This window comes from Sphingomonas chungangi (genome assembly GCF_013778325.1).
GTDB lineage: Bacteria > Pseudomonadota > Alphaproteobacteria > Sphingomonadales > Sphingomonadaceae > Solisphingomonas > Solisphingomonas chungangi.
Genome location: NZ_JACEIB010000007.1, coordinates 100,699 through 119,155, shown reverse-complemented (window position 1 = coordinate 119,155; position 18,457 = coordinate 100,699). Strand labels below are relative to the sequence as shown.

The 18,457-nt window shown below is 68.1% G+C and carries 18 protein-coding genes and 1 other RNA gene; 11 read left to right on the top strand and 8 right to left on the bottom strand.

Features of this window, described 5'->3' with window-relative positions; translation table 11 throughout:
- Positions 1-4: 4 nt before the first annotated feature.
- The 8 genes from infB (at position 5) to HZF05_RS11760 (ending at position 5,697) form a co-directional block, all read left to right on the top strand.
- Positions 5-2,587, top strand: coding sequence for a translation initiation factor IF-2 (gene infB, locus HZF05_RS11795; RefSeq protein WP_160366558.1), 2,583 nt, complete (start codon positions 5-7; stop codon positions 2,585-2,587).
- A gap of 24 nt (positions 2,588-2,611) precedes the next feature.
- The gene (locus HZF05_RS11790; protein ID WP_160366557.1) at positions 2,612-2,815 is read left to right on the top strand and encodes a hypothetical protein; all 204 of its coding nucleotides are present in this window, start codon (positions 2,612-2,614) and stop codon (positions 2,813-2,815) included.
- 5 nt (positions 2,816-2,820) lie between these two features.
- Positions 2,821-3,228 carry a 30S ribosome-binding factor RbfA gene (rbfA, locus tag HZF05_RS11785; RefSeq protein ID WP_160366556.1) on the top strand — a complete coding sequence of 136 codons (408 nt, stop codon included), beginning with the start codon at positions 2,821-2,823 and terminating at the stop codon, positions 3,226-3,228.
- A gap of 65 nt (positions 3,229-3,293) precedes the next feature.
- A complete protein-coding gene (locus tag HZF05_RS11780; protein WP_160366555.1) occupies positions 3,294-3,800 on the top strand; it encodes a DUF2239 family protein in 507 nt (168 codons plus the stop codon).
- 55 nt (positions 3,801-3,855) lie between these two features.
- Positions 3,856-4,362 carry a retropepsin-like aspartic protease family protein gene (locus tag HZF05_RS11775; protein ID WP_160366554.1) on the top strand — a complete coding sequence of 169 codons (507 nt, stop codon included), beginning with the start codon at positions 3,856-3,858 and terminating at the stop codon, positions 4,360-4,362.
- A gap of 37 nt (positions 4,363-4,399) precedes the next feature.
- Complete coding sequence (locus HZF05_RS11770; protein WP_160366553.1) at positions 4,400-4,978, top strand: thymidine kinase; 579 nt, start codon at positions 4,400-4,402, stop codon at positions 4,976-4,978.
- Positions 4,977-5,324, top strand: a transfer-messenger RNA (tmRNA) gene (ssrA, locus tag HZF05_RS11765). Before HZF05_RS11770 ends, ssrA begins: the two co-directional genes overlap by 2 nt.
- A 103-nt stretch (positions 5,325-5,427) precedes the next feature.
- Positions 5,428-5,697 carry a hypothetical protein gene (locus HZF05_RS11760; protein ID WP_160366552.1) on the top strand — a complete coding sequence of 90 codons (270 nt, stop codon included), beginning with the start codon at positions 5,428-5,430 and terminating at the stop codon, positions 5,695-5,697.
- On the opposite strand, the gene HZF05_RS11755 is transcribed toward HZF05_RS11760, so the two are convergent.
- The 8 genes from HZF05_RS11755 to HZF05_RS11720 form a co-directional block, all read right to left on the bottom strand.
- The gene (locus HZF05_RS11755) at positions 5,698-8,292 is read right to left on the bottom strand and encodes an MMPL family transporter (RefSeq protein WP_160366551.1); all 2,595 of its coding nucleotides are present in this window, start codon (positions 8,290-8,292) and stop codon (positions 5,698-5,700) included. It lies immediately after the preceding gene.
- A 13-nt stretch (positions 8,293-8,305) separates the two neighbouring features.
- Positions 8,306-8,734 (bottom strand): DUF2141 domain-containing protein, encoded by a 429-nt coding sequence (locus HZF05_RS11750; protein WP_246331949.1) that lies wholly within the window; start codon positions 8,732-8,734, stop codon positions 8,306-8,308.
- A gap of 57 nt (positions 8,735-8,791) precedes the next feature.
- Positions 8,792-9,745, bottom strand: coding sequence for a Csu type fimbrial protein (locus HZF05_RS11745; protein WP_160366549.1), 954 nt, complete (start codon positions 9,743-9,745; stop codon positions 8,792-8,794).
- Positions 9,736-12,030 carry a fimbria/pilus outer membrane usher protein gene (locus HZF05_RS11740; RefSeq protein ID WP_160366548.1) on the bottom strand — a complete coding sequence of 765 codons (2,295 nt, stop codon included), beginning with the start codon at positions 12,028-12,030 and terminating at the stop codon, positions 9,736-9,738. The genes HZF05_RS11745 and HZF05_RS11740 overlap by 10 nt, the downstream gene beginning before the upstream one ends.
- 9 nt (positions 12,031-12,039) lie before the next feature.
- A complete protein-coding gene (locus tag HZF05_RS11735; RefSeq protein ID WP_160366547.1) occupies positions 12,040-12,750 on the bottom strand; it encodes a fimbrial biogenesis chaperone in 711 nt (236 codons plus the stop codon).
- Between the two features lie 35 nt (positions 12,751-12,785).
- Positions 12,786-13,313, bottom strand: a complete 528-nt coding sequence (locus HZF05_RS11730) for a spore coat protein U domain-containing protein (protein WP_160366546.1) — start codon at positions 13,311-13,313, stop codon at positions 12,786-12,788.
- 30 nt (positions 13,314-13,343) lie between these two features.
- Positions 13,344-13,901 carry a Csu type fimbrial protein gene (locus HZF05_RS11725; protein ID WP_160366545.1) on the bottom strand — a complete coding sequence of 186 codons (558 nt, stop codon included), beginning with the start codon at positions 13,899-13,901 and terminating at the stop codon, positions 13,344-13,346.
- Positions 13,902-14,059: 158 nt separating this feature from the next.
- Positions 14,060-14,740: a response regulator gene (locus HZF05_RS11720; protein ID WP_160366544.1), complete on the bottom strand. Its 681-nt coding sequence runs from the start codon at positions 14,738-14,740 to the stop codon at positions 14,060-14,062.
- A 177-nt stretch (positions 14,741-14,917) separates the two neighbouring features.
- On the opposite strand from HZF05_RS11720, the gene HZF05_RS11715 reads away from it, so the two are divergent.
- Genes HZF05_RS11715 through HZF05_RS11705 form a run of 3 tightly spaced genes read left to right on the top strand, consistent with a single transcriptional unit; the run spans position 14,918 to position 18,455 of the window.
- Positions 14,918-15,565 carry a LuxR C-terminal-related transcriptional regulator gene (locus HZF05_RS11715; RefSeq protein WP_160366543.1) on the top strand — a complete coding sequence of 216 codons (648 nt, stop codon included), beginning with the start codon at positions 14,918-14,920 and terminating at the stop codon, positions 15,563-15,565.
- Positions 15,562-18,072 (top strand): ATP-binding protein, encoded by a 2,511-nt coding sequence (locus tag HZF05_RS11710; protein ID WP_160366542.1) that lies wholly within the window; start codon positions 15,562-15,564, stop codon positions 18,070-18,072. The genes HZF05_RS11715 and HZF05_RS11710 overlap by 4 nt, the downstream gene beginning before the upstream one ends.
- The gene (locus HZF05_RS11705) at positions 18,069-18,455 is read left to right on the top strand and encodes a response regulator (RefSeq protein WP_160366541.1); all 387 of its coding nucleotides are present in this window, start codon (positions 18,069-18,071) and stop codon (positions 18,453-18,455) included. The genes HZF05_RS11710 and HZF05_RS11705 overlap by 4 nt, the downstream gene beginning before the upstream one ends.
- Positions 18,456-18,457: the final 2 nt, after the last annotated feature.

Below are 18,457 nucleotides of genomic sequence, written 5' to 3'. Positions count from 1 at the left end.
GTCGATGAGCGATTCTGAAAAGCCGAAGCTGGGTATGCGCGCGCCGCTGGGCCTCAAGCGCACGGTCGAGACGGGCAAGGTGAAGCAGAGCTTCAGCCACGGCCGCTCGAACACCGTGATCGTGGAGACCAAGCGTTCCCGCGTGCTGCGCCGCCCGGGCGATCCCGAGCCGCAGTCGACCCCGGCCGCCGCTCCGGTCCCCGAGCCAGAGGTGCAGAAGGCGGCGGCTCCCGCTGCCCCCGCGCCGCGCCCAGCCGCGCCGGCCCCGCGTCCGCAGGCCGCGGCGCTGCAGCGCCCAATGACGCCGCTCGAGCGCCGCGAGCAGCAGGAGCGCCTGCTCCGCGAGGCCGAAGAGGCTCGCATGGCGGCGAACGAGGAAAATCGCCGCCGCGAGGAGCGCATGCGCGCCGAGGCGAGCGAGGAAGAAAAGCGCCGCGCCGAAGAGAATAAGCGCGCAGAGGAAGAGCGCGCCAAGCAGGCCGAGGCGGACGCCCAGCGTGCCGCCGAGGAAACCACCAAGGCCGCTGAGGAGTCCCCCGCTGCGCCCGCCGCCGCGGCGCAAGCCGAGGAAGCGCAGCCCGAGGCTCGTTCCAGCGCCGGCACCCCGCCTCCCCGCCGCTTCACGCCGGTTGCCCGGCCCGAGCCGCCGGCGCGCCCGGCGCGCACCGCCGCCGGCCGTCCGGGCGGCGACGACCGCCGCCAGTCGGGCAAGCTCACCGTCACCCGCGCGCTCGACGACGAGGGCGGCGCCCGTGCCCGCTCGCTCGCCGCGCTCAAGCGTGCGCGTGAAAAGGACAAGCGCCACCACCAGCAGGGCGGCCCGCAGGTCAAGCAGGTCCGCGAGGTCGTGGTGCCGGAGACGATCACCGTCGCCGAGCTCGCCAACCGCATGGCCGAGCGCGGTGCCGATCTGGTGAAGGCGCTCTTCAAGATGGGCATGCCGGTCACGCTCACCCAGACGATCGACCAGGACACCGCCGAGCTGCTGGTGACCGAATTCGGCCACACGCTGAAGCGCGTCTCCGAAAGCGACATCGACATCGTTGCCAGCCACGATGCCGATCCCGAAGACACGCTGCAGCCGCGCGCGCCCGTCGTCACGATCATGGGCCATGTCGATCACGGCAAGACCTCGCTGCTGGACGCGCTGCGCGGCACCGACGTGGTGCGCGGTGAGGCCGGCGGCATCACCCAGCATATCGGCGCCTATCAGGTGCAGGTGAAGTCGGGCGACCGGATCACCTTCCTCGATACGCCCGGCCACGAGGCCTTCTCCGAGATGCGCGGGCGCGGCGCCAACATCACGGACATCGTGGTGGTGGTGGTCGCCGCCGACGACGGCATCCGCCCGCAGACGATCGAGGCGATCAACCACACCAAGGCGGCCGGCGTGCCGATGATCGTGGCGATCAACAAGGTCGACAAGCCGGGCGGCAACCCGCAGAAGGTCCGCGAGGCGCTACTCCAGTACGACGTCCAGGTCGAAGAGATGGGCGGCGACGTGCAGGACGTCGAGGTCTCGGCGCTCGCCAAGACCGGCCTCGACGAGCTGATCGAGAAGATCCTGCTCCAGGCCGAACTGCTCGAGCTCAAGGCCAATCCCGATCGCGAGGCCGAAGGCACCGTGGTCGAGGCGCAGCTCGACAAGGGCCGCGGCCCGGTCGCGACGATCCTCGTCCGCAAGGGCACGCTCAGGGTCGGCGACATCTTCGTCGTCGGCGCGGAGAGCGGCAAGGTGCGCGCGCTGATTGACGACAAGGGCAAGAATATCAAGGAAGCCGGCCCGTCCATGCCGGTCGAGGTGCTCGGCCTGTCGGGCGTGCCGGGCGCCGGCGATCCGCTCACCGTGGTGGAGAACGAGGCGCGCGCCCGCGAGGTTGCCGCCTATCGCGCCGGCGTCATCCAGGCCAAGCGCACCACCCAGGCCCCGGCCTCGCTGGAATCGATGTTCTCGCAGCTCCGCGAGAAGCAGGCCCAGCAATATCCGGTGGTCGTGAAGGCGGACACGCAGGGTTCGGTGGAGGCCATCGTCGGCTCGCTCAACAAGATCTCGACCGATCTCATCCAGGTGCGCATCCTGCACTCGGGCGTCGGCGGCATCACCGAGAGCGACGTGACGCTGGCGGCGGCGAGCCGCGCGCCGATCATCGGCTTCAACGTCCGCGCCAATGCCAAGGCCCGCGAGATCGCCACCCGCGATCAGGTTGCGCTGAAATATTACGACGTGATCTACGACCTGCTCGACGAGATCCGCGCCGCCATGGCCGGCCAGCTCGGGCCGGAAGCGATCGAGCATGTCGTCGGCCGCGCGGAAATCCGCGAGGTCTTTTCGGCGGGCAAGCACGGCCGTGCAGCGGGTCTGCTCGTGGTCGAGGGCTTCATTCGCAAGGCGCTGCGCGCGCGCATCACCCGCGAGGATGTCATCATCTACAACGGCTCGATCGCGTCGCTGCGCCGCTTCAAGGACGACGTGCCGGAAGTCCGCGCGGGCCTCGAGTGCGGCGTGACCTTCGAGAGCCACACCGACATCAAGCCGGGCGACTTCCTCGAGACGTTCGAGGTCGAGATGCGCGAGCGGACTCTGTAAGGACGTTTAGCCGGAGGCGAGAATGTGAACGACAAGCTGTTTGTCGCGCTTCTTGCCTCCGTCGCGTTCCTTGTAGCCGTCGTCGGCGGTCGCGCGACGAGTCGCGATATCATTGATCGACGCTATGCCTGGGCGGCATTGGATATCGTAGCGACGCTGCCGGGAGCGGGGCTGCTGGGACTGATTGCCTACATGATTTGGTGGGCAAACGATAACCACATAGTCTGAGAAAAATGCGCCACACCGAAACCTCCGAAGGCCGTTCCGTCCGCCTGCTCCGCGTGGGCGAGCAGGTGCGCCATATCCTCTCCGAGATCCTCGCGCGCGGGGATGTGCATGACGACGTGCTCGCCACGCACACCGTCTCGGTGACGGAGGTGCGCATGTCTCCCGACCTCAAGCACGCCACCGTGTTCATCAAGTCGCTGCTCGGGGCGGACGAGGAGGCGGTGTTGAAGGCGCTGCGCACCAACACCGCCTATCTCCAGCGCGAGGTGGCGAAGCGCGTACAGCTCAAGTTCGCCGCGAAGCTCAAGTTCCTCGCCGACGAGAGCTTCGACGAGGGCAGCCATATCGAGGCGGTGCTGCGCCGCCCCGAGATCGCGCGCGATCTGCCCGAGGATCGGACCGATTCTGAATAATATCCGGGTTATATTGACTTGAATTTGATCCGGACATAAATCGCCTCCCGAAAAGGGAGACGACGATGAAGACCTATACCGCCTTCGCGCAGGAGATGTGGGTGGCGAGCGGCAGCCGTGCCGAGATCGTCGCCGCGCTCCAGGCCATGCCCGGCCTGCCCCGCGCCGACGACCTACTGGTGTTCGACGACGATGACGGTCGCCAGATCGATTTCGACCTGCGCGCGCCGACCGAGCCGGAAGCGCCGCGCGGAAGGGGACGCCCCGCGCTCGGCGTCGTGGCACGCGAGGTGACGCTGCTGCCCCGCCATTGGGACTGGCTGAACGAGCAGCCCGGCGGCGCCTCGGCGGCGCTGCGCAAGCTGGTCGATGCCGCGCGCAAGGCGGAGGGACACGGGCCGGCCCGCCGCAACGCCGCCTACCGCTTCCTCACCTCCATGGCGGGCGACCGCCCCGGCTACGAAGAGGCAATCCGCGCCCTCTATGCGGACGACCGCGCCCGTTTCGAAGCGCTCGCCCAGCCATGGCCGCGCGCGGTCCGCGATCATGCGATCGGCCTCGCCTGGGGCTGATACCGTCCGTTAAGCGCGATGCCTTATTCCCGACTCGTCAGGTTCGAGGAATGGCATGCGCGGCACGGTGATGATTCTCGGATCGGCGGCGATCTTCGGTCTCGCGATCGGCAGCGGGCTGACCCGCCACGCCCCCGCCCAGCCGGCTCCGGCGGCGGCGGCCGCGAACTGGCAGACGCCCCACGCCAGTGCCGGCACCGTAAAGATCTACCGCGGCTGGCAGGGTCATTTCTTCACCGACGGCGACGTCGCCGGCAGATCGCTCAACTTCCTCGTCGATACCGGCGCCACCACCGTCGCGCTCAGCAAGGCACAGGCGCAATTCGTCGGCGTCGATGTCGATCACCTGAGCTACGACCAGCAGATGGAGACCGCATCCGGCCAGATCATGGCGGCACGCGTCACCCTGCCCCGGCTGCGCATCGGCGACATCCAGCTGCTCGACGTGCAGGCGACCGTGCTCGACACGCCGAGCGACATCGCGTTGCTCGGCCAGAGCTTCCTCAGCCGGATCGACACCGTCTCGATCTCGGGCGACACGATGACGCTCACCAAGTCCTGAGGTTGCGCCCTACGGCCCGGCGTGGGATCGGGCGGCGATGGCCAAGCTCTATTTCTATTATTCCGCGATGAACGCCGGCAAATCGACCCAGCTGCTGCAATCCGCCTTCAATTATGCCGAGCGCGGCATGCGGACTTTGCTGTTCACGGCCGGCGTGCACGATCGCGGCGGTCATGGCGTGATCGATTCACGCATCGGGCTGAAGGCGGAGGCGACGCCCTTCGATACGGCCACCGACCTCCATGCCGAGGTATCGGACGCGCGGCAGGGCGGCGCGGTCGGCTGCGTGCTGATCGACGAGGCGCAGTTCCTGACGCGCGCGCAGGCCCTCCAGCTCGCCCGCGTCTGCGACGAGATGGGCGTGCCCGTACTCTGCTACGGCCTGCGCACCGATTTCCGCGCCGAGCTGTTCGAAGGATCTGCGGCGCTGCTGGCGCTCGCCGACATCCTCTCGGAGATCAAGACGGTCTGCAATTGCGGCCGCAAGGCGACGATGAACCTGCGCATCGACGAGCACGGCAATGCCATCACCGTCGGCGACCAGATCGGCATCGGCGGCAACGACCGCTACATCGCATTGTGCCGGCGCCACTATATGGAGCGTATCCGGGGTTGAGGTTGCCTGCTTAAGCCTCTCCCCCTATATCGTTCCTGCCGTCCTTTCGGGGCCGGCTATGGTGATAAATGATATCGAGTGAGGCGCAGCGGACCCGGGGGCGGTACCCGGCGGCTCCACCACAACCCGGCCTTCCAACAGCCGGGCTTCTGATGGGGCCGAACTAGGATCGACGTGTGTACGAGCTTGCTATTTTTGCCCGGCCTGATTGAGCCGTAAAACCGATCAAAACCACAAGTGCCAACGACAACGAGGCGCTCGCCCTGGCCGCGTAACGAGTCCTAACGGATAAGTTACTTCAACCAGAGCGCGGTTCGGGCCGAACCGGGCAACAGAATCGGATACCGGCGGTACGGGGAGCACCGAGCAACAGAAGCTCCCCACTTTTCTCGACTATCGGAACCACCTGGCCGTCCCGCTCGCTTGAGCGGCGATTGGGAGGAATCACGATGCGTCTGCTGGTCCTGAGCCTGCTTGCCTTGCCCCTGCTGTCGGGATGCCACGAGAAGACGCAGGGCGACGCCGTACGCCAGGCCTATGACAACAAGGCCGACCAGATCGATGCGCAGGCCGAGCAGCAGCCGACCAGGACCGCGAAGGACATCTATCACGATCAGGCCGACGCCTATCGCGAGGAAGGCAAGGATCGCGAGAAGGGGCTGGAAGGCAAGACGCCCAGCAGTGGGCCGAACCCACCGACGGGCCAGCCGCCGCAATAATCAGCGGCCTTTCCGTTTCTGCGGCCCGAGGAGCGCCGGCTCGAAGATCAGCGCGCACACCAGCGTCCACGCCAGCGACAGCATCAGAATCTTGCCCATGCTCGCCGTACCGGGATGGCGCGAGAGCCAGAGCGATCCGAAGGCGCTGCCCGTCGCCAGCGCCGAGAAGAACACCGCGCGGGCGAGCGGCGATTGCAAAAGTTCGGTCGCACCGGCCCGCCACGCCATCACGAAATAGATGTGGAAGGCGACGCCGACTCCGAACAGCAGCGGAAAGGCGATGATGTTGGCGAAATTGATCGGCTGACCGATCAGCACGCACGTCCCCAGCGTCAGGAAGCCCGACAGCACCACCGGCGCCAGCGTGAACGCCACCTCGCGGGCGCTGCGCAACACGGCGAGCAGCAGCAAACTCACCACCACCAGCGCCAATGCGCCCGCCTGCACGAAAGCCTTGGCGACGGTGCGCGCGGCAGCCTGGGTGGAGACGGCGGTGCCGGTGGCATCGGGTGCGATCTTGCGGACGGCGGCGACGAACCTGGCCAGCCCCTTGTCGCTGCCACGAAAGGCTGGTGCGGCGGTGAGCTGGATACGAGCCTGCCCATCCTTCGCGATCCAGTCCTGCTTCACCGCCTCGGGCAAGGTCACAACCGTGACCGGCTGCGCGGCGAGCGCGTTGCGCATCTGGTCGAGCATCCCATTCAGGGGCGCCACGAGCAGCGTCGTCGCCCTCGCCCGTGCGTCGGGGGCCGCGCCGGCAAGGTGGTCGAAGGCGTCGGCGAGCCTGCGGGCATCGGCGCTCGGCTTGTCCCGGCCGCTCGCGGTCTGCCGTAGTCCCTGCGCGGTGTGGCGGAGCGCCGCGATCGTATCGGCATCGCTGGCCGGCAAGGCGGGGGCGAACGGGTTGAGCGAGAAATCGAGCAGCGCCTGCGCATTGCCGATCGCCGCGAGCTTGGGCGCCTGATCGGCCGGCACGAAGCTCGCGGCGGTAATGGCGTGGCCAACCTCGGGCAGCCTGGAGAGCTTCGCTGCGAGCGCCTGCGCGGCCGGCAGGTTCGGCATCAGGATATCGATCGTGTTGGGATCGCGATCAGGGTCAGCCATCAGCTCATTGAGCGTCGCCAGCGCCTCGAAATTCGGGTTGCGCAGGTGGAACGGGTTGAAATCGAATCGCACCCAGAACAGGCTCGCGATGCTGAGCAGCATCGACAGGCCGAACAGCGCCAGCACCAGCTTGCGTTTCCGAAGCAGCAGGTCGTCGAGCCAGGCCAGCTTCGGATTGCCGAGCTCGGCCTGCGGCGCGCCAGGCCGGAGCAGCATCAGCAACGCGGGCAGCAGCGTCACCGCGAAGATCAGCGCGATCACCATGCCGATACCGGCGATCACGCCGAGTTCGGCGATGCCCACATAGTCGGTCGGCAGGAAGGCGAAGAAGCCGAGGCACACCGCGCCCGCCGCCAGCAACAGCGGCCCGGCGAGCGCGACCGCCGCTGCCGTCATCGCCTGCGCGCGGTTCGCATGGTCCAGCCGCTCGGCCTGGAAGCGGACGCCGAGCTGGATACCGAAATCGACGCCCAACCCGACGAACAGCGGGATGAAGGCGACCGAGATCAGGTTGAAGCGCCCCACCGCCGCCAGCCCGATCGCGGCGGTGACGACCAGGCCCGCGATCGTGGTGCCGAGGATCGCGCCGACGATCCGCCAGGAGCGGACGGCGAGGCGCAACGTCACCACCATGAACAGGATCATCGATGCGCCCACCAGCCAGGCATGATCCTCGAGGCTGGCGAATTCCTCGTCGGAGAGCGGCACCGATCCGGTCAAGCGGACGCGCGCACCGTGCGCAGCATCGAGGTTGAGGGCCTTCACATAGCCACGCACCGCGTCGGAGGCAGGCTCTCCGGGCATCAGGCTGCCATAATCCAGCACCGGGGTGGCGAGGATCAGGCGGCGTTTGGGTGCGGAGAGCGCACCCTTGCCGTCGCCCGCCAGCAGAGCCTGCCACGAGAAGAAGGCCGGCTTGCCTTTCGACTGCGCATCGAGCGCGTCGGCCAGCGAAGCGACCGGCTTGTCGATGTCGGCCAATTCCGCCTGCCCGCGCTGCACGCCGGTCAGCATCGTGTCGAGAGCCCCCGCGATGCCGCGCAGCGACGGATCGCCCGCCAGCGGCCCCAAAAGGGGCTGGGCTGCCGTCATCTGCCGGGTGGCCGCGTTCACGTCGTCCATGCTGCCGAACAGCAGGCCCTCGCGCGCGAAATAGTCGCCGCCGTCGGGGCGGGTGACGCGACGGAAATGCGCCTTGTCCGCCGCCATCCTCTGGAACAGCGCGGCGGTGAAGGCCTCCGCGATCTCGGGCGTCGCGCCGTCCACCACCACCAGCAGGGTGTCGCCATTCTGCGGGAAGGCGGCGTCCATCCTGCGCTCGTTCAGCCGCCAGTCGACCTTGGGCGAGATCAGCTGCGTCGCATCGGTGGTCATCGCGAAGCGCTGGCTTACGAAGATGCCCGCCGCGACCGTCAGCAGCAGGGCGATGCCCAGCACCGCCCACGGGCGACGGCATGCGAACGCGACGAGGCGGGCGAGCGGATGGGTCATGACGAGCGGCGCTTTAGAAGAATTTGGAGCGCAGGCTCAACGTGATCCTTTGCGTCTCGGCGCCATGATCGAAAAAGGCATCCTGCCATTTCGGCGGCCCGAAGTGGATCGGCGCGTCGCGCGAGACGCCGATCGGCTCCTTGGGGATGCCGAACAGCCCGCGCTCCAGCTTGCCGCTGGAATTGACGTCGTGGAACACCTGCGCGGCGTAGCGGCCGGGCGGCACGTTGGGCACCGTCACGATCGTCGTGCCCAGCACCGCCGGAGCCTCCGCCGAATAGACGCAGTCGCTGCCCATGAAGAGCTTCTCGGTGCAGATGTCGACGTGGATGCGGCCCTTGGCCTGCTGGACGTTGGTGACGGCTACCTCGATCGGCGCCGCGGCGGTGGCCGGAACGGCGAGCATCAAAGCGGCGAGCAGCGCGAAGCGGGTCGTCATCATCGTCACCCACCATAATCGGCGATGGATGTCGAGAGGATGAACCCGAACCTGTCCGAACTAAAAGGAAATGATCACGTTCACGGTGTCGGTATAGGTGCCAGCCGGCGGCGTGGTCTGCGCGGCGTTCACCTTGGCGACGTAGGATTGCATCTGGTTGGGCGTCGTCGATCCGGAGCCGACGCCGCCGTTGGCGGTGCTCTGCAACGGGTTGGTCTCGTCCCAGATGGTCGTGCCGTCGGTGCGGTAGATATTGTATTGCAGCGTGTGGCCGGCGCCGTCGCTCATCGTGCGCCACGGGCGCGAGGAGCCGTTGCCGCCGCTCGAGAAGCTGACCTTGTAGGCGCTGCCCTGAGAGCAATCGACCAGCACCGCCTGGCTCACCGCCTGGAACTGGCTGGCCAGCGGAGCGGTGCCGAAGCTGACGTTGGGGGCACTGATCCGGCAGTCGGCGCTGACGACCAAGGTGACGGTGACGTTCGAAGTGCCCGTACCGGTTTCGTAGCCGATGCAGGCGACGCCAAGCGCATCGACCCCGTTGCAGACCTGGTAGCTCCACTGGATCGTCAGCGTATCGGTGTAGGTGCCCGCCGGAATGTTCGGCGCGCCGGTCAGCTTGGCGTAGAGCGGCGGCGCGAAGCTGTTCGGGTTCAGAATGTTGAGCAGCGAGAGCAGGGTCGCGCTCATGTAGTTGACCGTGCCGCCCTGGGTGAAGGGCACGGTGAAGCCCGAATCGGCGGCGACCTGGAAGGGGATGCTGCCGCCGGTCGAGCTCTTGAGCACGAAGCCATTGAGGCTGGTCATCGTCGCCTTGGCGTAGCTCGCCCCGAGGATGTTGAGAACGGATCCCGTGCACGAGAGGCCCGCCTTGCCCGAGATGTTGGCGACCGAGCTCGCCTTCACGTCGTAGGTCGAGCCGGACGCGAAAGTGAGCGACTGCGCGGAAGTCGTGCAGGTCGCGTTCGCGGCGCCGGCCAAACCGAGCATCATCAGGAGAGCGAGGATCAGACGCATGGCACCGGACCGATCTGGGCGAGCGCCTTGGCGTCCGCCGGAAGAGTGACGTGGGCGCGGCAGGCGCTGCCGTCGCGGTTGGTGACGGCGAGGTCGGTCTGGGTCGCGATGTCTTCCAGGAAGGCGATGCCGTCCCAGCCGATCTCGCTGTCGGGCTTGCCCGCGCGCTCGACGCGCCCGCCTGCCGCGAGCACCTTGCCGTCGCGGCCGACGAGGGTGACGGTGGCGTTGCGGACGAAGCGCACCGGCATATGCACGATGGCGCCGGTGCCCTGCCGCAGCGAGACGTGCTTCTCCACGGCGTCCGCCATATGGTCGGCAGACAGGTTCAGCGTATCGATCGCGAAGCGACCGACGTGGTAGGAGGTGACCTGCGGCACGAACAGATGGCCGTTCTTGTCGGTCGTGCCGAGCGGCTGGTTCTCGTAGGAGACCGGCACGTTGGCGATGCCGCCAGTGGAGACGATCGCGAAGGCGTCGTTCACCTGGTTGGCGGCGAACACGCTCTTGTCCATCAGCACGATCGATCCGGTGGCGCCGACCCAGCCCGAGCGCTGGCCCGGCGTGAACGAGCCGCCGGCCTGCACCTCCACGGTCTCGGCGCGATATGTCGCGGTGCCCTGGCCATAGATGCGGCCCTGATCGTCGCCGGCCAGCGTGGCGTTGACACCGAAGCCGCCGTCGGTCGGCACGGAGCGGGCATAATCGACCTGCGCCAGCGTGCCGCGGCCGCGATCGTGGGTGACACCGCCCGAGACGCTGTTGCGACCGAACGGGATGATCAGGCGCAGCTGGGCGCTGGTGCTGTGCTGCACGAAATCGTGGTCGGCGCTGACGAACAGGCTCGCGAAGCGACCGATCGGGCGCGAATAGGAGACGGACGCGATGCGTGTGTGCTCATGGCCGAGCGTCATGCCGTCGATGAAGGCGGCGCCGATGCTGCCCTGATGCGGAATGTTCACGGTCGCGATCACGCGATCGGAGCGCTTGGTGCCGCTGTAGTTGGCGAGATCGAACGAGCCGAGATCGCGATAGCCGGCGCGGCGCTGGTCGTGCTCGGCCGAGATCGAGAAGCGGCGTGCGGTGTAGCTGTAGCCCACCGTCCATTGCGTGCCCTGGCGGCCCTCGCTGCGGCTGGTCGCGGCCGAGACGTTGAGCGTGCCGAAGCGGCCGGGCGCGAAGACGATGCCGGCGCCGCCCAGCGCCAGCCGTTTTGTGACCTCGCCATGGACCTCGACGGTGATGGTCTGGGTGAGGCCGCGCCGGATCGTGCCGCTGGCGGTCAGCGCGCCGTAGTCGAAATTCTTCAGGCCATAGCCCCGGCGCAGGAAGCCGACCTCGCCCGAGACATCAAGAAGGCCGGGCTTCAGCAGCGTCGAGGAGACGTAGAAGGGGATGGTGGTCGCGATCTGGCGGCCGACCGCGTCGGTGGTAACGATCGTCGCCTCGCCGGCGCCGTTCACCACCGGCATGTTGTCGAGCACGAAGCGGCCGGGCTGCACGTCGGCGCTCTGCTGGCGGTAGCCGTCGACGAACAGGTCGACCGCCGAGGGGACGGCGGCCTTGCCGGCGAAGCTCGGCAGCGGGGTGGTGATGAGATCGGGCCGCACCTGATAGTCGCGCGCGATCTGGAGGCCGCCGAGCCGCACCGAGGTCGTCCAGGGCAGCGACTGGGTGATCAGGTCGCCGGCAGTGAAGGCGAGCGCGTGATTTTCGTCCACGTAGCGATAGCGGGTGTCGTAGCGCAGATAGCCGGTCTTCAGCCCGGTGCCGGTGCGCAGCGTGCCGTTGTTGGAGATGGTGCCAAACGGACCGAAGACACGCTGCTCGGTCCACAGCGAGGCGGTGGTGACACCGTCGCCGGTCTGCACGTAGGCGTCGTAGTTCAGCATCGCGCCGAGATCGGCGATGGTCTGCACCTGCTTGCGGGCATAAGCCGAGATATGGTTGGTCGGCAGCATGTCCGGCGAGACGTTGAGGTTCAGCGTCTGCCCGGCGGCATCGTAGGTCGACTGCACGCCCTTGATCTGGCTCACGTCGACCGGCCCGTCGCCCGCCACCGTCAGGCCCGCCTTGCGCAGCGCGGCGGCGTCGACGAGTTCATGCCCGTTCGCGACGCGCATCGGCACGATGTCGCCTCCCGCCTGCCCGTTGAGCACGAGCTCGACGAACAGGGGCTGGTCGGCCGTCGTGGCGGCCTCGAAGGCGGGCAGGGCGGCGGCGCAAGCCGGCCGCGTGCCCGCCGCCGCGAGGGCCAGCAGGAGGAAGAGGAAGCGACGCAACATGGACCGTCGTCAGGCAGTCGGCGCCAGCGTGGTGTCGATGCCGTTGGCGTTGACGACGATGGTGCCGTTTGGCGCGCCTTCCGGCAGCGGCCAGCGCATCGTGGAACCGGCCAGCACGTAGCCGAGCAGCCCGGCGGTGACGGTGAACTCCTTCGCGCCGGTCTGGATGCGCAGGTTGATCAGCCGCGCGTGACGCTGGCTGACGTTGCGGATCTCGGCATAGCGCCTGCCTTCGGCCACGACGGTGCGCGCGACCAGAGTAGGCTGCGCCGCGACCTCGCCGTCATAGGTGAAGAGCGGGATCGAATAGCGCATCTGCACCGAAAGCTGGCCGCTCGTCGTGCCGGGCTTGGTCGGATCCACGGGCGGCGGCAGCTCGTCGATCAGCAGGCGGTAGCTGTGCTCGGCCGACTGGGTGCCGGTATCGCGACGGATGACGCGGATCAGCTGGCGCTCACCGGGCGCGACATTGGCGATCGGCGGCGAGGTGACGACCTCGTCCTGCTGGGCGTACTGATCTTCGTTGCCGGCCTGGCTCCAGCCGAGCGAGCGGACCTGCAGCGTGACCGGCTGGGCACCGCGATTCTCGACCCAGAGCGCGGTCGCGGTCTGGCCGGCGGCGATGGTCGGATCGACCGGCCACAGCACGACGGCGGCGGCCTGCGCCTGCGCGATCGGTGCGCCGGCGAGAAGGGCGGTGAGAACGAATTTGCGAAGCATCGGGGGCTACTCCGTGGTTGGGAGGGAGCGGGCCGCTACCAGCTGAGGGTGACGCGGACCGTGTCGGCATAGGCGCCCGCCTTGGTGGCGCCGGAGAGCGTGGCCTTGGCGACGACGGGCATGGACAGGTGCGAGGTGCCGACCGGGAAGGAGAGCGCGATCGCATTGGTCGTCCAGGCCGTGTTCGAGCCGTTGGCGTAGAGCAGATACGGGACCTTGGACGTGCCGCTGACCAGCTGCCTAACCCCGCCACTGGTGGGGTTGAGGCCGGTGTCGGCGGAGACGCTCGCGGTCATGCCGGGGGTACAGTCGATCTGGATGCCGGCGGTGCCGTTGGAGAGCAGGCTGGCCTGCACGGTGCCGCTGGTGACCCCGGAAACGGTGCCGAGGTCGATGCTGCCCCAGTTGCTGGCGCCACCCGAGGTGGTGACCGAGCAGCCGTTGGCGACGACGGCCGAGACCTGAAAGGCTTTCGAGGTCTCGGCCGTGGCCGACGTGGCGCCACACCCCCCGGCGACGGCGCCCGCCAGCACCAGCGCGGCCATGCGATATGCAACCGGCATGGCCGCTGTCCCGCTTCCGTTACCTGCCGATTACCAGGCCAGCGTGACCTGCACGGTGTCGGTGTAGGAACCGGCGGCGACGACAGCGCCGTTGCTGCTCACGCGGCCGTAGATCGGCACGTTGAACGCGGTCGAGGTGGCGGTGCCGAGGCTGATCGCCTGGCCGATGCCGATCTCGGTGGTGCGGCCACTGTCGCTGTAGAGGTGGTAGGCGAGCTTGTTGGCGCCCGACGCCATGTAGTGGACGCCGCTGGCGTCGTTGGCGCCCGAGCCGACGGTGAAGGTCGGGGTCGAGCCGGGCGAGCAGAGCACCGAGAGGCCCGAGCCGCCGCCGGTCGCGACCAGCGAGGCGTCGGTGTTGCCGAACAGGCCGGGCTGGTCGGCGAAGGCGATCGAGCCGACCTGGCCGAGATTGGCGGCGATCGCGGTCGCGCCGTTCACCGCGCAGGCGGCGGTGACGTTGAGCGAGACACCGATCGTGCCGGTCGAGGAACCGGCGGCATAGGCGGGCGCCGTGCCGAGCGCGACGGCGACGGTGGTGGCGAGCAGAGCGCCCGAAGCGCGGAAGCGAGTGAAGCTGTTGAGCATGGTGGTCGTCCTGTTGAAGCGCGTGACAGGACGGAAGAGGCGCCATCAGACTTAACGAAACCTTCCGGGAAGCCCGGTTTGCGGTGTGTCTTAGACCAGGGTGGAAGGGGTCGTTAGACCGAGGGCGTAAGACCCATTAGACCGACGTGGAATGCCGATTAGACCGCCGTCTGATCGCCGAAGGTATCCGTGTCGATCCGGTGAATCGCACGCCGGGCGGCGGCGCGCGCCTCTTCCCAGGCCGATTCGTAGCCCTCAGACACGGCGAGCCAGAGCCGCGAGACCTCCGCGAAGCCGAGTGTGCCCGAGATACCGGCGATCTTGTGCGCGCGCGCCTTGCGTTCGACCGGCGTATCTTCGGCCGCCAGCGCTTCCGCAAGCTGGGTCCGGAAACGATCGAGCAGCTTGGCGATCTCAGCCTCTCCGAAGATCGCAACCAGCGACGCGGCCGGGAACGGGCCGCCGGACGGGCGCCAGGGGTTGGTCGCGGCGACCAGCGTTTCGGGTGTGAAGGGCTTGGCGATATGGCCGTCCATTCCTGCGGCCCGCGCCCGTTCGATCGCGTCGCCGGGCGGCACCGTGGTGAAGGCGAGAATCGGCACGGACGCCGCTGAATCCACTCCGGATCGAATGGCGCGGGCCGTTTCGAACCCGTCGCGGCCCGGCATCTGGATGTCCATCAGGATGAGATCGTAACGCTGCTCCCGCACCGCCGCGATGGCGCGATCGCCGCTGTCGGCCTCGTGCACCTGCCAGCCCGCGGCGCCCAGAATCCCGGCGGCAAGCGCTCGATTGGCCGGTTCGTCGTCGACCACGAGAATGAAATACCTGTTCGGCATGCGATTGAAATCGTTCCAATCATACGCGTGTGCAGCATTGATCGGCATAGCCGGAGTGCGCTTGGCCGTAAATCGACAATTGAAACCGAATCTGCTTTCTGCGACTTCTGTCTAATCGAGCCACTTTTACCGTCGGTAGCGATCTGAAACTCGCCCCGTCGGAGGCAAGGGGATGCCGTGTCCGGTTCAAGATTGTTGCTTGCGGATGATCATCCGCTGATCCGCGAAGGCCTGGCGCTCGCGGCGCGTGTCGCCATGCCCGAACTCACCATCGACAGCGTCGGCTCGATCGCCGAGGCCGAGGCCGCCATCGCCCGGCACAAGGGCTATCGGCTGGCGCTGCTGGATCTGATGCTGCCCGATGCGCGTGGCTTCTCCGGCTTCCTGCGGCTCCAGCATGCGTTGGGCGAAGTGCCGATCGTCATCGTATCGGCCAAGCAGCAGCCCGAGTTGATCGAGGCGGCGCGTGCGCTCGGCGCGGCAGGCTATCTCTCCAAGGCGCAGCCGCTCGACGAGACGCTGGGATCGCTCCGCAGCGTGTTGGCCGGCAAGACGGTGTTCCCGCCCGTCAATGCGCGGGTGCAGGCCGATGTGGGCGATGCCCGCGCGCGCATCGCCGATCTGTCCGGTGCGCAACTGCGTGTGCTCATGGCGCTGGCGGACGGGCGACTCAACAAGCAGATCGCCGGCGATCTCGGCGTCACCGAAGCGACGATCAAGGCGCATCTCACCGCGATCTTCCGCAAGCTCGGCGTCAACAACCGCACCCAGGCGATCCTCGCGATCCAGCCGCTTCTCGCCGAGCAGGCGGACGAGGCGCAGTGATCGAGGAGACGGGCGAGCCTGCGGCCGCTTCGCCGCGCCCGCCGTCGCGCGCCCGCTTCGTCGCCGCCGCCCTGCTCGGGCCGCTGGCGCTGATCCTGCTCGCTTTGTGGTTCGCCGCGCAACTGAACGGCCTCGATGCGATGCGGGCAGTGGTGCGCGCCTCCTACGACAGGCGCCTCGCCACCACCCTGCTGATCCGCGGTCTCGACGAAGCGGAGAGCGCGCAGCGCGGCTACGTGATCACCGGCGATGCCGCGTTTCTCGCTGCCTATGACGGGTCTCATCGCCGGTCGCTCGACACGCTGGCCGATCTGGGCAAACTGTATGCATCGAGTCCGGAGCAGACGCTGCGCCTTGCGCGGCTCGGCGCGCTGGTCGACGACAAGTTCGCCGAGATGTCGACGGTGATCGGCACGCGGCGCGATGGCGGGTTCGGTGCGGCTGCTGCCCAGGTGATGACCCGCCGCGGCGTGGTGCTGATGGAGCATACACGCGTCACGGTGACGGCGCTCAGCGATGCCGAGCAGGCCTCGCTCGCCAGCCGGCTCGATTATGTCCGCGGCCGCTACCAGACCATGCGCAACATCGTCTGGGCCTCGATGCTGTTCGCCGGTGTGGCGCTGCTGGTCGCTTTGTGGTTCGTGTGGCGCGCCCAGTCCCAGCGCTACCGGATCGAGCAGCATGCCCATGCCGCAGCAGCCCGTCTGCGCGCGATCTTCGCCAGCACGACCGATGCGATCCTGATCCTCGACGATGCGGGCCGCATCTGCTCCGCCAATGCGGCGACGGTGCGGATGCTGGGCTTCACGCCCGAGGAGCTGATCGGCCGTGACGCCTCGGCGACGCTGGGGGTGGCTGAAGGCGATGGGAGCTTCCACGATCGGATAGGCCTGCGCGACGGGCGGCTGGTGCAACCCAACCGACTCGATCGGTCGGTACGGCACCGTGAGGGACATGACGTCCCGGTGGACATCGCGCTCGGGCTCATGGAATTGCAGGAGGAGACGCAGATCGTCGCCGCACTGCGCGACATTTCGGAACGCAAGGCGGTCGAGCGGCTCAAGGACGAGTTCGTCAGCACCGTCAGCCACGAATTGCGCACGCCGCTCACCTCGGTGGTCGGCTCGCTCGGCCTGCTGCGGTCCGGGTCGGTGGGCGAGCTGCCGGATGCCGCGCGGCGCCTCGTCGAGATCGCCGAGAACAATTCGCGACGCCTGATCCGGCTGATCAACGACATTCTCGACATAGAGAAGATCGGCTCCGGACGCATGCACTTCGAAAGCGTGCCGCTGGATCTCGCCCGCATGCTCGATCAGGCGATCGGCGGCAGCAACGGGCTCGCCTCCACCAAGCAGGTGGTGCTGGAACTCGCCGCCGACGAGCGCCCGCTGATCGTGCAAGGCGATGCCGACCGGCTGCTGCAGGTCGTCACCAACCTGCTCTCCAACGCCATTCGCTTCTCGCCCGAGGGCGGCACGGTGCGCGCATCACTGGTGCGCGAGGGCGATGTCGCGGTGGTCGCGATCGAGGACGAGGGCCCCGGCATTCCGGACGATTTCCGCGACCGGATCTTCGAACGCTTCAGCCAGGCCGGCGAGGGCGCGGCGATGAGCGGCGGCACCGGGCTCGGCCTCGCCATCTCGCGCGAGATCGTGCTCGCCCACCAAGGCAAGATCTGGTTCGGGGAGGCGGCGGGCGGTGGCGCCCGCTTCGCCTTCTCGCTGCCGCTCCCGCCGGCGGATTCGCGTACGCAGAGCGGCGCGCGGCCGCGCATCCTCGTCTGCCAGAGCCACGCCGACGCGGCGCAGTCGATCCGCACCATCCTCGAACGCGACGGCTGCCTGGTCGATTGCGTCGGTACGGCGCGCGAGGCGCAGCAGGCGGCGCGCTCCGGCCGCTACGATGGGCTGATCCTCGACGTCGCCTTGCCCGACGAAAGCGGGCTCGAGGTGGTGCGCGCGCTACGCCGCCGCGCCGACACGCGGCTCCTGCCGATCATCGTGACCTCCGGCGTCACCGACGAGGCGTCCGCCGGCACCGCCGCGCTCGAGGTGATCGACTGGATCGACAAGCCGGTGGATCAGGAACGTCTGATCCGTGCCGTGCGCCGTGCCGTCGAACATAGCGCCGCGACCCGACCGACCCTGCTCCACGTCGACGACGATCTCGACATGCTGGAGGTGACCGCCACCGCGCTCGCCGACCAGGGGCGGATGCTGCGCGCGACCACCGTGGCCTCGGCGCGGGAGGTGCTGGCGCAGCAGACGCCGGACATTGTGATCCTCGACGTCGCACTTCCGGATGGTTCCGGCCTGGAACTCCTCCCCGATCTTTCGCTTGCGGATGGCACCGCGATCCCTACGATCATCTATTCCGCAACGGATGTGTTGCCCGAGGTTCGGGGACAGGTGGACGCGGTGCTGGTGAAGTCGCGTCGCTCGCTGCCCAATCTCGCCCAGGCGATCCGCCGGCTGCTGGCCAGCGTATCCGATACGGATGCCCGATGACCGCACAGATGCGCATTCTCTGCGTCGACGACGATCCCGATATCCGCACCATCGCCGTGATGGCGCTGGGCCTCGATTCCGACATGGAGGTGCGCTCCGCCAACGGCGGGGCCGAGGTGCTTGCTTTGCTCGACGCCGGCGATTGGAAGCCCGACGTGGTGCTGCTCGACGTGATGATGCCGGGGATGGACGGGCCGGCGGTGCTCGCCACGCTGCAGGGGCGCAGCGATTGCGCCGGGTTGCCCGTGATCTTCATGACGGCGCGCGCCCGCAAGGCGGATGTCGACGCCTATCGCGCGCTCGGCGCGATCGGGGTGATCGTCAAGCCGTTCGATCCGCTGGCGCTGGCGGGCGAGGTGCGGTCCCTCGTCCGGATGCCCTGAGC